The organism is Pseudomonas sp. MWU12-3103b, from assembly GCF_023100615.1.
Classification (GTDB): Bacteria; Pseudomonadota; Gammaproteobacteria; order Pseudomonadales; family Pseudomonadaceae; genus Aquipseudomonas; species Aquipseudomonas putida_A.
Window position 1 is genome coordinate 240,154 of sequence record NZ_JALMEY010000007.1, and the last position, 13,251, is coordinate 253,404.

General features: G+C 60.6%; 9 protein-coding genes. 6 read left to right on the forward strand and 3 right to left on the reverse strand.

The features are described 5' to 3' along the window. Positions 1-5: 5 nt before the first annotated feature. A complete protein-coding gene (locus tag M0808_RS13820) occupies positions 6-1,367 on the reverse strand; it encodes an HD domain-containing phosphohydrolase (RefSeq protein WP_247841473.1) in 1,362 nt (453 codons plus the stop codon). Between the two features lie 241 nt (positions 1,368-1,608). On the opposite strand from M0808_RS13820, the gene M0808_RS13825 reads away from it, so the two are divergent. The 5 genes from M0808_RS13825 to M0808_RS13845 are packed head-to-tail and all read left to right on the forward strand — an operon-like array spanning position 1,609 to position 9,949. Next, on the forward strand, positions 1,609-3,873 hold the full coding sequence (locus tag M0808_RS13825; RefSeq protein ID WP_223008028.1) for an EAL domain-containing protein: 2,265 nt from the start codon (positions 1,609-1,611) through the stop codon (positions 3,871-3,873). Further along, positions 3,870-5,744 (forward strand): GGDEF and EAL domain-containing protein, encoded by a 1,875-nt coding sequence (locus M0808_RS13830; RefSeq protein WP_247841475.1) that lies wholly within the window; start codon positions 3,870-3,872, stop codon positions 5,742-5,744. The genes M0808_RS13825 and M0808_RS13830 overlap by 4 nt, the downstream gene beginning before the upstream one ends. A gap of 40 nt (positions 5,745-5,784) precedes the next feature. Next, on the forward strand, positions 5,785-6,738 hold the full coding sequence (locus M0808_RS13835; RefSeq protein ID WP_247841477.1) for a cytochrome c peroxidase: 954 nt from the start codon (positions 5,785-5,787) through the stop codon (positions 6,736-6,738). Beyond that, positions 6,735-8,549 carry a DAHL domain-containing protein gene (locus M0808_RS13840; RefSeq protein ID WP_202368949.1) on the forward strand — a complete coding sequence of 605 codons (1,815 nt, stop codon included), beginning with the start codon at positions 6,735-6,737 and terminating at the stop codon, positions 8,547-8,549. Before M0808_RS13835 ends, M0808_RS13840 begins: the two co-directional genes overlap by 4 nt. Then, positions 8,546-9,949 (forward strand): ATP-binding protein, encoded by a 1,404-nt coding sequence (locus M0808_RS13845; RefSeq protein ID WP_183783970.1) that lies wholly within the window; start codon positions 8,546-8,548, stop codon positions 9,947-9,949. Before M0808_RS13840 ends, M0808_RS13845 begins: the two co-directional genes overlap by 4 nt. 6 nt (positions 9,950-9,955) lie before the next feature. On the opposite strand, the gene M0808_RS13850 is transcribed toward M0808_RS13845, so the two are convergent. Together M0808_RS13850 and M0808_RS13855 are read right to left on the reverse strand one after the other, a co-directional pair. Next, the gene (locus M0808_RS13850) at positions 9,956-11,281 is read right to left on the reverse strand and encodes an APC family permease (protein ID WP_247841478.1); all 1,326 of its coding nucleotides are present in this window, start codon (positions 11,279-11,281) and stop codon (positions 9,956-9,958) included. Between the two features lie 207 nt (positions 11,282-11,488). Then, a complete protein-coding gene (locus M0808_RS13855) occupies positions 11,489-12,310 on the reverse strand; it encodes a carbon-nitrogen hydrolase family protein (RefSeq protein WP_247841480.1) in 822 nt (273 codons plus the stop codon). Positions 12,311-12,435: 125 nt separating this feature from the next. On the opposite strand from M0808_RS13855, the gene M0808_RS13860 reads away from it, so the two are divergent. Continuing rightward, on the forward strand, positions 12,436-13,236 hold the full coding sequence (locus tag M0808_RS13860) for a LuxR C-terminal-related transcriptional regulator (protein WP_098965425.1): 801 nt from the start codon (positions 12,436-12,438) through the stop codon (positions 13,234-13,236). Positions 13,237-13,251 lie beyond the last annotated feature (15 nt).

Consider the following 13,251-nt stretch of genomic DNA (forward strand, 5'->3'; position numbering starts at 1 on the left):
ATAGGTCACTCCCCCTGAGCCTTGAGCGCGGTTTCATCCTCCTCGGGCAGCTTGACGAATATCTTGTATTTGCCGCCCTCCATGGCTTCGAAGGCAATCAGCTTTTCCACCAGCAGCGCGCTGAGCACCTTGCCGGCGTTGAGCAGCAGCATGCCGTTATCGGCATTGAGATTACGCGCCAGAATCATCCCTGCTGCCAGGTCCCGGGTGGTCAGCACCTTGACCGACGGGTCGGCGAGGGTGACGTCGCCCAGAAATGCCGCGCACACCTGAATGAAATCCTCGACCAGCTCGGGATCATACAAACGCCCGGCGTACTGCCGCAGATAGAGCAACGCTTCGTCGCTGTTCAAATGCCGTTCGAGGATCAGGCCGCGTTGCAACTCGACGAAATCCACTGCCAGTTTCAGCAACCGCGACCCCAACGGAATCGCCTCGCCCTTGAGCCGGTCAGGAAAACCGCTGCCGTCCCAGCGCTCCTGGTGATGCAGGATCAGGCGCGCCGCGTCCTTCATCGGGTCAAGCGTCATCAACAGCGATTCGCTCTGCTTCGGATAGCTGCGATAACGCTCGCGATCGGTGTGACGCAGCAGATCCGAAGGCGTGGTCATCATGCCGTCGGTCCAGCTCAGTTTGCCGATGTTGTACAGCGCGGCGGCCATGGTCAGATCGCGGCTTGAGGCCTCGTCCAGACCGTGCTGTTTGCAGTAGCTGCGCACCAGTTCGATGATCTGCCGATTGGTCTGCTTCGCAGGTGGCAGACGCAAATTGGCCAGCAGCGAGAACACTTCGGTGCCGGTGACATAGCTGTGTTTGAGTTCTTCGTAGGCCAGATCGAGCATATCGGCGGTCTGCTGCAACTCGGCGGTACGCGCCGCGACGTGTTTTTCCAGGGTGCTGTTGAGCAGCTTGAGCTGGTCGTTCTGCACCCGGGTCAGACGCTCCAGACGTTGGCGCTCCTGCTCGGAATGCTGATGTTCGAGGGCTTGGCGCAGGATCAGCAGCAACTCCTCGTCATTCCACGGTTTGCTGATGTAGCGGTGAATCTGCCCGTCGTTGATCGCCTTGATGATTGCCGACGGGTCGGCATAACCGGTGAGCATGATGCGCACGGTTGCCGGATAGCGTTGACGGACATGCGCCAGTAACGAGGCGCCATCCATGTTCGGCATGCGCGCATCGCTCATCACCAGGTCCACTGGCTGTTGCTCCAGCATCTCCAGCGCCTGGGCACCGCTGGTCGCCAACAGGACGTCATAGGGTTGTCCCCGCAGCAGACGACGCAGGCTGTTGAGGATCGATTCCTCGTCATCGACCAGCAACACCTTGGGTCGATGTACCGGCAAAGGGGCGGATTGCTCTTCCATGGCTTGGCCTCAAGAAACAGGGTTAACGACACATCGACCGACCGCCTCACTGGCCCGCGCCTGAGTCCAAGGCTAGATGATTTTTGACTGCATTCACGCAAATCTTCGCTCACAGGCCACGGCGTCGCGCCGGGACGACTATGCTGAACACGGCGCAATACTCCATCGGTCGAACCGACAAGTTGCGAGGGAAAAGGATGCCCCGGATGACACCCGCCAGCGGCCTCATGGGCGGCGCGGCATGAACCAGCCAACAGCGCAGATCAATCGCCGAGTGCTCATCGTCGACGACAGCCCGTCGATCCATGGCGATTTCGCCAAGATTCTCTGCCCGCTCGTCCCCGCTGACGATGGCCTGGGCGAAACCGAGAATCTGTTGTTTGGCACCCCGTCCGCGACACCGTCCCAGCATTTCGAGCTGGACTCGGCCTTTCAGGGCCGCGAAGCGCTGGAAAAACTCGAAGCCGCGCTGGCTGAAAACCGCCCCTACGCCATGGCGTTCATCGACATGCGCATGCCGCCAGGCTGGGATGGCCTGGAGACCATCGAACGGCTGTGGCAAGTCGACCCCAAGCTGCAAGTCGCGCTGTGCACGGCGTATTCCGACTATTCCTGGGAAGACATCGACCAGCGTCTGGCACTCAATGACCGCTTGCTGATTCTGAAAAAGCCGTTCGACGCGATCGAGATCCGGCAGATGGCCAGCGCGCTCACGGTCAAATGGCAGATGACCGAAGACGCCGAGCTGAAAATGAACCAGCTGGAACAGGCGGTTCAGGCGCGCACCCGCGAGCTGTCCGACGCCAACATGATTGTGCAGAACAGCCCGACCATCCTGTACCGGCTGCGCGGCGATCCGTCGTTTGCCCTGATGTACATCTCCCACAACATCACCCGTTACGGCCATGTCGCCGCCGACCTGCTGCGCTCGCCCAACTGGGCGCAGGAACTGATTCACCCGGACGATCAGGCCAGCGTCGATGCCGCCATGGCGCGGGTGCTGGATCGGCATGCGTCGGGCGCGTCGATCGAATTTCGCCTGAGAACCGGCCAGGGCACCTGGCGCTGGGTGGAAAACCGCTATATCCCGGTGCGCGATGATGACGGCCGTCTGCTGGAAGTCGAAGGCATCATCCTCGACATCACCGAGCGCCGCGTGGCCGAGGAAAAACTGGCGTTGTTGGCGCGCTCCGACGGCCTGACAGGCCTGGCCAATCGCGCCACGCTGATCGAACGCCTGCATCAGGCCTTCGCCGCCGCGCGTCGGGGGGCCGCGCCGTTTGCGGTGTTTTATCTGGATCTTGACCACTTCAAACGGATCAACGACACCTTGGGCCACCCGGTGGGCGATCTGCTGCTGCAGGAAGTCGCCCGCCGCATCAAATCAGGCGTGCGCGAAAGCGACGTGGTGGCGCGCCTGGGCGGCGATGAATTCGCGATCCTGCAACTGGACGTCAGCGATCCGACCCAATCAGCCGCCATGGCGGCCAATATCCGCGACACGCTGCTGGCGCCCTACAACCTGGCCGGCAATGCGTTGCACATTTCGGTGAGCATCGGCATCAGCAGTTACAGCGAGCTCAGTCTCGACGCCGACAGCCTGCTAAGCCAGGCCGACATGGCGCTGTACCGCGCCAAGGAAATGGGGCGCAACCAGTATCACTTCCACTCCGAGGACATCTCGCGGGAAGTGGCCGAACGCATGACCCTGGTCGACGAATTGACCAGCGCCCTTCAGGGCAATCAACTGTTGCTGCATTACGCACCGGAGATTGACCTGCACAGCGGCAGGATTCTGGGCATGGAGGCGCAAATCCTCTGGCAACATCCGCGCCTCGGCCTGCTGCCGGCCTCCGCTTTCGTACCGATAGCGGAGAAAACCGGCGCGATCATTCCGCTCGGACGCTGGGTACTGAATCACGCCTGCCACCAGATGCACCTGTGGCGAAATGACGGGGTCGCCCCGCCGGTGATGGCGATCAAGATTTCCCTGGCACAGCTCAAAAGTGGCCCCGAACTGATCTACGACGTTCTGCGCACCACCGCACGCTGGGAACTCGCCCCCTGGGACCTGCGATTCGATGTCACCGAAGCCACGCTGGCCCAGACCAAATGGACCCACAACGATGCATTGCCACGCCTGCGTGAGCTGGGCGTGGCGATTGCCATCGATGATTTCGGCACCGAATATTCCTCGTTCGATTACCTGAAAACCTACCGGGTCAATCACCTCAAACTGGCCCAGAGCTTTATCGCCAGTGCGTCCCAGGATGTGGCCGGAGCCAACGCCCTGCGAGCGATCGTCAATTTCGCCCGGGATCTGGACATCGGCATCATCGCCGAAGGCCAGACACCCCTGAATCGACCCGATGTGCCCCGTGCCGAAGCACCGCTGCCCAGCGCACAGGGGTTGTATTTCAGCGAAGCGGTCAGCGCCGAACAGGCAGGCCGGCTGCTCCGGGACGTGCCCCGCGCGGCGCCCTCCCCCAAGGAGGATGAGGCATGAAAACGGCCTTCCCCCAGACCAACCGGCGCATCCTGATCATCGATGACACGCCAGCGATTCATGAAGACTTTCGCAAGATTCTGGCCCCGCAGGCGCAGGACGACGTCGACTTGCATCAGTTGGAGCAGACGCTGTTCGGTACCCGCCAATCGCCGCACCTGACCTTCCAGCTCGACTCCGCCTATCAGGGCCAGGAAGCCCTGGCCCTGGTCAAACACGCGCTGGCCAGCGGTAACCCGTATGCCCTGGCGTTCATCGACATGCGCATGCCACCGGGCTGGGATGGCCTGGAAACCATCGAGCAGCTATGGCGTGTCGATCCAAATCTGCAGGTTGCCCTGTGCACTGCGTACAGCGACTACAGCTGGGAAGCGATGGCCGAACGGCTGGAATTCGGCGACCAGTTGCTGATCCTGAAAAAGCCGTTCGACAGTCTGGAAATCCGCCAGATGGCCAACGCCCTGACCTGGAAATGGCAACTGGCGCAGGACGCGGCGCTGAAGATGCTCAGCCTTGAGCAGACCATCGAGGCGCGGGTTCACGAATTGCTCAAGGTCTCGCATCTGTTGCAATACGACAGTCTCACGGAGCTGCCCAACAGCACCCTGCTGGGTGATCGCCTGAGCCAGGCCATGGCTGTCTGCCGGCGCCATGACAAGCAACTGGTGGTGATGTTTCTCGGCCTGGATCGCTTCAAGCGCATCAACAACGCGTTGGGCCATCCAGCGGGCGATGAAATGCTCAAACGCACCGCCCGCCAACTGCTGTCATGCGTGCGTGATTCCGACTCGGTGTTTCGCTATGGCTCGGACGAGTTCGTGGTGATCCTCGGCGACATCAACCATCCCCAGCAAACCCACGGCGTCGCGGAAAAACTGCTGGCTGCCATTCGTCTGCCGCAGACGATAGCCGGGCATGACGTCAGCGTCACCGCCAGCGTCGGCATCAGCGTGTACCCCGATGACGGCCTCGAAGCCATCGAGCTGATCAAGAAAGCCGAGACGGCGATGCGCAACGTCAAGGAGCACGGCCCTGACAGCGTTGGCTTCTTCATCGAAGCCATGAACCAGCACGCCCGCGAGCAGCACAGCATCGAGTCGGGCATTCGCCGCGCTCTGCACGAGCACGAGTTTATCCTGCACTATCAGCCGAAAATCGACCTGCGCAGCGGCACCGTAGTCGGTGCCGAAGCACTGGTGCGCTGGCAGAAACCGGAACAAGGCTGGATCTACCCGGCGGATTTCATTCCAGTGGCCGAAGACACGGGGCTGATCGTTCCCCTGAGCAAATGGGTACTGGGCGAAGCCTGTCGTCAGACCCGCGCCTGGCAAACAGCCGGTCTGCCGCCGATCCGCATGTCGGTGAACATGTCACCCATCGATTTTCGCCAGCGTGACTTCGTTGCGGGCGTCGAACGCGTGCTTGAGCAGACTGGCCTGGCCCCTGACTGGCTGGAGATCGAGATCACCGAAGGTGTGCTGATGCAGAACGTCGAAACAACGATGGTAGCGCTCAATCGTTTGAAGGCGCTGGGCACCCGCCTGGCCATCGATGACTTCGGCACCGGCTATTCCAGCCTGAGTTACCTGCGCCGGTTTCCGATTGATGTGCTGAAGATCGACCAGTCGTTCATTCGCGGTCTGTGCAACGACAGCAACGATGCGGCACTGGTCAGCGCCATCATCAGCCTGGGCAGGAGTCTGGGGCTCAACGTCATCGCCGAAGGCATCGAAACCGCCGAGCAACTGGCGTTCCTCAAGGCCCACGACTGCGAAGAAGGTCAGGGCTACTTTTTCAGCAAGGCATTACCGGCTGACGACTTTGCGCACTGGCTGGCCAGCGCAGCCCCGCCACCGTGGACGGCGCGATGAACGCCTCGATACCGGCCTTGAGTCAAGGAGACGATTGCCGATGAACCTGTTCCGTCCCGCCATGACGCTGCTGCTGTGCGGACTCTGCGCCGGGGCCAGTGCCGACCCGCTGGACGAGCCGCTCAAACCGTTGCCCGCCGTGCCACAGCAGGACGCCCGGCGCGTGGAACTGGGACGTCGTTTATTCCACGAGCCACGCTTGTCGATCAACAACACACTGTCCTGTGCCAGTTGCCACCAACTGGACAAGAACGGTGCCGACAGCCGGGCGCTCTCGCTGGGGTTCGACGGCAAACCGGTGGCGGTCAACACACCGACCGTGTTCAACGCCAGCCTCAATTTCCGCCAGTTCTGGGACGGCCGCGTCGAGACGCTGGAAGAACAGAGCAATGTCGTCATCACCAGCCCCCATGAAATGGGCAGCGACTGGAGCACGGTCGTCGAGCGGATCGCCAACGACGCCGATTACCGCCGCGATTTCGCCGCCACCTACCCGGACGGCGTGACCAAGACCAACATCCAGCAGGCGCTGGCCAGTTTCGAACGTACCTTGCTGACCCCCAACTCACGCTTCGATCAGTACCTGCTGGGCAATACCGACATCCTCACGCTGGACGAAAAATACGGTTATCAGCGCTTCAAGGAGTACGGCTGTATCTCCTGTCACCAAGGGGTGAACATCGGCGGCAACATGTTCCAGAAGTTTGGCGTGTTCGGTGATTACATTGCCGATCGCGGCAACCCGACCGTGGCCGATCAGGGCCGCTTCAACGTCACTCGAGACGAAGCGGATCGTGAATTTTTCAAAGTGCCGAGCCTGCGCAACGTCGCGCTGACCGCACCGTATTTTCACGACGGGTCAGCGCCTACCCTCGAACGAGCCGTGGATGTGATGTTCCAGTATCAGTTGGGACGCACGCCGACCGAAGACGACAAACGGCTGATTGTTCTGTTTCTCAAGACCCTGACCGGCCAAAGGGAAGGCAAGCCATGATCAACATTTCCCGTCGCCGTAGTCTGTTGCTGCTCACACTGGTCGTCCTCGCGTTGGCCTCGATCCTGCTGTTTCTGTACTTCAAGTCCAGCTCCGACCAGACCATGACGTACACCGAATCGCGGGATCTGATCCGGCAGATCAAACAGCAGAATTCGCTGTGGGAAAACGAGATCCTCAAGGCGCGGGTGGCGCTGACCCACAACTATGATCCGCTGGTGTCGCCGATGAACGAGATGAACCGGCTCTGGGAGCGCTTCGACGCCATAGAGTCGGGGCATGGTCGAAACGATTCGACGCAGTGGAACGAGGCCTATGAGAGTTTCCTGCAAGCGATGCAGGAAAAAACCCGGCTGGTCGAACAATTCAAATCGCACAACGCCTTGCTGCGCAACTCTCTGGCGTTTTTGCCCACCGCCGAAGACGACATTCAGCAACAACTGGCCAACCTGTCGGACTTCGATAAATCCCAGTTGGAGAACATCACCACCGATACCTACGACCTGCTGCTCAGTGCGCTGGAGTTTGCTCAAGTCACCTCCGATGACCGGGCCGCCGACATCGAGGTGGGTCTGAACAAACTCACCGTCAACGCACAGCGCCTGCCGCAGGCGTTTCAAACCCCGGTCAAAATCCTCAGCAACCACATCAGCCTGATCGCTCGCGAGCAGCCACTGGTGAATCAGTTGCTCGAGAGCATCGAAAACATTCCCGTCGCCGAACGCCTGGACAACATCACCACCATGCTCGATCGCGATCAACAGCGTGTCGATCAGGTCGACCGCCAATACCATTTCTACCTGCTGCTGTTCTCGGTGCTGCTGATGTTGTCGCTGGTGTGGCTGGCCATCCGCCTGATCGGCAGTTTCGCCGAGATCAATCGGGTCAATACGGCCCTGCAAACCGCCAACGATGCACTCGAGCAACGCGTCGAGGAACGCACCCGGGAACTCAAGAACGCCCAGAGCGAGCTGCTCGACGCTGCACGTCAGGCCGGCATGGCGGAAATCGCCACCAACGTGCTGCACAACGTCGGCAACGTGCTCAACAGCGTGAACATTTCCAGCGATCTGATCGCGCGCAAGCTGCGCAGCAGCAAGACCCAGGGCCTGGGCAAGGCGATGCAACTGATCAACGAGCACCCGCACGACCTCGGCGCCTTTCTCAGCGAAGACGCCAAGGGCAAATTGCTCCCCGGTTACCTCAACCAACTGGTCGGAGCCATCGCCCAGGAACAGCAGGAAATGATCGACGAATTGAACCAGATGAACAAAAGCGTCGATCACATCAAGGACATCGTCGCCACCCAGCAATCCTACGCTGGCGCCAACAGCATGACCGAGCCGCTGTTCATCAACGAGCTGCTCGAAGATGCGTTGCGCATGAACGCCGGGGCCCTGACCCGGCATCACGTCACGGTGGTCAAGGAGTACGCCGAGGTGCCCCAGGTGATGGGCGACAAACACCGTTTGCTGTTGATCCTGATCAACCTCATCAGCAATGCCAAATACGCCATGTCCGACCTCAGCAACCGCCCCCGCACCATGACCCTGGCGGTAAGGATCGTCGATGACAACTTCCTCGAAATCAGCGTCAGGGACGACGGCGAAGGCATCGCGCCGGAAAACATGACGCGGATCTTTGCCCACGGTTTCACCACCCGCAAGGAAGGTCACGGCTTCGGTCTGCACAGCTGCGCGCTGGCGGCCATCGAGATGAACGGGCACCTCACCGCGCACAGCGACGGACCGGGCAAAGGCGCGCTGTTCACCTTGCAGATCCCCCTGATCAGCGTCACGGAGAACGCATGAGCGAGCTGTCGAACCGCCGCATTCTGCTGATCGACGACATGCCGTCGATTCATGAAGACTTCCGCAAGATCCTCGCGCCACCGGCAGCACAGTCAGTGGAACTGGACGAGATGGAAGCAGCACTGTTTGGCGCTCAGATTCGCGCCGAACGTCCGCCGTTCGAGCTGGACTCGGCCTACGGCGGCGAGGAAGGTCTGGGCAAACTGATGCAGGCCTTGCAGGAACAACGCCCTTACGCGCTGGCCTTCGTCGACATGCGCATGCCCGATGGCTGGGACGGCGCAAAAACCATCGAGCATCTATGGCAGCAAGACCCGCTGTTGCAGGTGGTGGTGTGTACCGCCTACTCGGATTATTCCTGGGATGAACTGCTCGAACGTCTGCAGGCGCATGACCGGTTACTGATCCTGAAAAAGCCGTTCGACAACATCGAAGTGCAGCAGATGGCCAACACCCTGCTGACCAAATGGCAGATGACCGAACGGGCCTCGTTGCAGATGCATCACCTGGAACATCTGGTGGATCAGCGTACCGCGCAGTTCAAGCAGGCCAGCGAAGAACTGCAGCGCGAAATAGATGAACGCAAGCAACTGGAAAGTCAGTTGGTGCAGTCGGAAAAGCTTGCTTCATTGGGGCAAATGGCAGCCGGCGTGGCCCATGAAATCAATAACCCGATCGGCTTTATCTCCTCCAACCTCGGCACCCTCGACGGCTACTTCAACCAATTGTTGAGCGTACTCGATGCCTGGCAGACGCTGGGCCCCACTCCAGACAGCGAATCCGTGGCCCGACTTGAGCAACTGCGCAAAGACGCCGATCTGGATTTTCTGCTCGAAGACATTCCGGTGTTGATCCGCGAATCCAAGGAAGGCATTGGCCGGGTCGGACAGATCGTCAAGGATCTGAAAGATTTCTCCCGGGTCGATACCCATCAGCAATGGCAGTGGGCCAATCTGCAACAAGGCATCGACTCGACGCTGAACATCGTCGCCAGCGAACTCAAGTACAAGGCCGACGTGATCAAGGAATATCAGCCGCTGCCGGACATCGAGTGCCTGCCGTCACAAATCAATCAGGTGATCATGAACCTGGTGGTCAACGCGGCGCAGGCCATGGGGCCCGAGCGCGGCACCATCACTTTGCGTACCGGGCAGCAGCAAGACACGGCCTGGGTGGAAGTCGCGGATACCGGCGCGGGGATCGCGCCGGACATCCTGCAGAAAATCTTCGATCCGTTTTTCACCACCAAACCGGTCGGTCAGGGCACCGGGCTGGGCCTGTCCCTGTCTTACGGCATCGTGAAAAAACACGGTGGCGACATTTCAGTCCGCAGCGAACCGGGCGTGGGCACAACCTTTCGCGTCGAGTTACCGATGCGCCAGAGCCGACCCGCAGCCTGAGGTGCCTCAGGTCGCTTCTTGAAAATCCATCTCCGGCGGCTGACGACGAAAGCCGCCCGTGAGCACCGCCAGATACACCACGCCAATCGCCAGCCAGCTCAGGCCCAGATACACCGCCAGGTGATCCAGGCTGACCATCAGCCACAAGTCCGCCACCAGCCCGATGAACGGGAAGATCAGAAACAGCACCAGCTCACGCGGGCCCTTTTTCTCGCCGCCGATCCAGTAATGAAAGATCACCGACAGGTTGACCAGACTGAACGCCAGGAACGCGCCGAAGTTGATGAACGAAGTGGACGTGGTCACGTCGAGTTTCAGCGCCAGCAACGCCACCACTGCACACAGCAGGATGCTGTTGACCGGTGTGCCGAAGCGCGCATGCAAGGCGCCGAAAAACGATTTTGGCAACACGCCGTCGCGGCCCATCGCAAACAGCAGACGCGAACCGCTGGCCTGGGCTGACAACCCCGAGGCGAACTGGCCGACGATCAAGCCAATGAGGAAGATCGAGACGAACAGATCGCCGCCGATGTTGCGCGCAATTTCATAGGCCGCCGAGTCGACGCTGTCGAATTCAAACGACGGATGTGCGATCTGCACAAAGTACGACACCCCGACGAAGATCAGCCCGCCAATCAGCGTAATCAACATGATCGCCCGTGGAATGGTGCGGCGTGGGTCGCGGGTCTCTTCGGTCAGCGTGCTGACCGCGTCGAAACCGAGGAACGAATAACAGGCGATAGCCGCGCCACTCATGATCAGCGGCATCTGCATGTCGCCGTTGAAAAACGGTTTGATCGACCACAACGGCGTGCGCGCATCGCCGCCGACGTAGTGCACGCACAGCGCGACGAAGGCGATCAGCACCAGAAATTGCACCAGCATCAGCAAGGCGTTGATGCCGTTGGCCAGTTTCAAACCGATGATGTTGATCGCGCTGGTGATGCCGATGAACGCCAGTACCCAGATCCACTGCGGGATCGACGGGAACGCCGAAGCGAGGTACGCCGCGCCGATCAGCCAGATCGCCATCGGCAAGAACAGATAATCGAGCAGCACCGCCCAACCGGCGATGAAGCCGAGCTTGGGGCTGATCGCCTTGCGCACGTAGCTGTAGGCGGAACCGGCGACCGGGAACGCGGCGGCCATGCGCCCGTAGCTCATGGCGGTGAAGAACATCGCCACCAGTGCCGCCAGATACGCGGCCGGGACCATGCCGGCGGTGGATTGCGCGAGGATGCCGAAAGTGCCGAGGACAATGATCGGCGTCATGTAGGCGATGCCGAACAGCACCACCGACCCTAATGACAGGGTGCGTTGCAAACGAGCCATGGGCGACTTACTCCGAATGTTATTGGATTTATGGCAGAGCCGAGTTCGGCGAATATTTCGGGTGTGGCTTTGTTGTTTTTTGGATCAAGCAGGTGTGTTGTCTGGACTGGTCTCTTCGCGAGCAAGCTCGCTCCCACAGTGACCGCGCTCCCCTGTGGGAGCGAGCTTGCTCGCGAAGGCGTCAGCCCGACCGACACAGAACCCGGATCAGCGCGCAGGAATCAGCAACTCACGCAATCCAGAAGCGTGCTCCACCACCTCCCCCGGCAGTTTCAAACGCTGATCATCCAGGTAGCGGTAATCCTTGCGCGCAACCTCCAACCGGTCGAAATCCAGCTCGACGCTGAACTGCCCCTCTTCCCGCCCCGCTTCGAACAGCAATTCCCCCAGCGGATCCACCAGCGCACTGCCGCCGGCAAACATCAAACCGTCATCCCCGGCCTCGACGCGGTTGACCATCAGCGCAAACGCCTGGTTTTCCTGGGCGCGGGCCATGATCGCGGTACGGTGAGTCGGGGCGTACGGGTCCATGTTGCCGTTGGTCACGATCAGCAATTCGGCCCCCAGTTGCGCCAGTGCGCGGGCGGATTCGGGGAACTCGATGTCGTAGCAGATCAGCAGGCCGACGCGCACACCGTTCCACTCGCAAGTGGCATAGCGGTCGCCCGCCTCGAACACGCCGCGATCCGAAGCCCAGAGGTGGGTTTTGCGATATTTCAGCGCGATGCCTTCCGGGGTGATCAGCAGCGTGGTGTTGTAGAAGCGCCCGTTGTCGCTTTCGGCCATGCCGATCACCACAGCGATATTGCGCTCGCGGGCGGCGGCCAGCACCGCGCGGACGGTCTGGCCATCCTGCGGCTCGGCGATCTGCGCCACGGTGTCGGCGCTCGGGAAGCCCATCAGGTGGGTTTCCGGGAACACGATCAATTGCGTGTCGGCCGCGCATGCGGCAATCGCCGCGAGGGCACGTTCGAGGTTGTACGCCGTGTCTTTGTCACGGCCCGCCAGTTGGGCGAGTTCGACTTTCATCGCGAGTCCTTATGGTCATGGCCGGGCGCTGAAAGATTGCCCGGTGGCTGTCTGTGGGCCAGTATGCGCAGCAAGCAACCGGCCAGGGAATCACGCGGCCGGGGTAACCCGATAGGGGTAGATCCATGACCGTTTCGTTTGATGACATCACCTGGCACCGCGCCGTCGGGCAACTGATCGACGCGCTGGACAAGCCGAATTTCTGGGCGCAACTGGTGCGCCTGCTCGACCAGTACGTGGCGTTCGATAGTTGGGTGGTGCTGCTGTTCAGTGCCGATCAGCACCCGCAGGTCTTCGCCGAATGCCCCGGCGAGGACGGCAGTCCCGACCCGCTGTTTCAGGATTATCTGCGCGGCTTGTACCTGCTCGACCCGTTCTACATCGCCTGCCGCGAGCAGTCGCGCACCGGGTTGTATCGCCTGTCCGAGGTGGCGCCGGAGCATTTCGAGCTGACCGAGTATTACCAGCGATACTTTCGTCTGAATGTGGTCGCCGACGAAATCCAGTTCAATTGCCAACTCGAAGGCGAGCGCACGTTGTGCCTGTCGCTGGGCAGTGAAAAACGTTTCACTGGCGAACAGATCGCTTTGCTGTCTTTGATCCAGCCGTGGGTGCTGGGCCTGTTGCGTCAGCGCCTGCCGTACGAGATCAACCAGACCGTGGCCCTCGCTGCCGCGCCAGCTGCGGCCGACTGGCGGGTGCAACTGGAAGCCTCGGTGCAACAACTCAAGGGTGCGCAACTGACCGCCCGGGAGCTGGATGTCGGGCGTTTGATGCTCAGCGGTTGCTCCAGTAAAGAAATCGCCCGTAAGCTGGAAATCTCCGTAGAAACCGTGAAAGTCCATAAGAAACACATGTACAGCAAGCTGGGGATCAAATCCCAGTCGGAGCTGTTTTCGATTTTTCTCCAGGCGCAGAACGCCTGATAACGCGTGGAAATG

Coding starts and splice junctions, on each gene's coding strand:
- M0808_RS13845 (WP_183783970.1), top strand. CDS start 8,546: ATGAGCGAGCTGTCGAACCGCCGCATTCTGCTGATCGACGACATGCCG.
- M0808_RS13850 (WP_247841478.1), bottom strand. CDS start 11,281: ATGGCTCGTTTGCAACGCACCCTGTCATTAGGGTCGGTGGTGCTGTTC.
- M0808_RS13860 (WP_098965425.1), top strand. CDS start 12,436: ATGACCGTTTCGTTTGATGACATCACCTGGCACCGCGCCGTCGGGCAA.
- M0808_RS13855 (WP_247841480.1), bottom strand. CDS start 12,310: ATGAAAGTCGAACTCGCCCAACTGGCGGGCCGTGACAAAGACACGGCG.
- M0808_RS13840 (WP_202368949.1), top strand. CDS start 6,735: ATGATCAACATTTCCCGTCGCCGTAGTCTGTTGCTGCTCACACTGGTC.
- M0808_RS13825 (WP_223008028.1), top strand. CDS start 1,609: ATGAACCAGCCAACAGCGCAGATCAATCGCCGAGTGCTCATCGTCGAC.
- M0808_RS13820 (WP_247841473.1), bottom strand. CDS start 1,367: ATGGAAGAGCAATCCGCCCCTTTGCCGGTACATCGACCCAAGGTGTTG.
- M0808_RS13835 (WP_247841477.1), top strand. CDS start 5,785: ATGAACCTGTTCCGTCCCGCCATGACGCTGCTGCTGTGCGGACTCTGC.
- M0808_RS13830 (WP_247841475.1), top strand. CDS start 3,870: ATGAAAACGGCCTTCCCCCAGACCAACCGGCGCATCCTGATCATCGAT.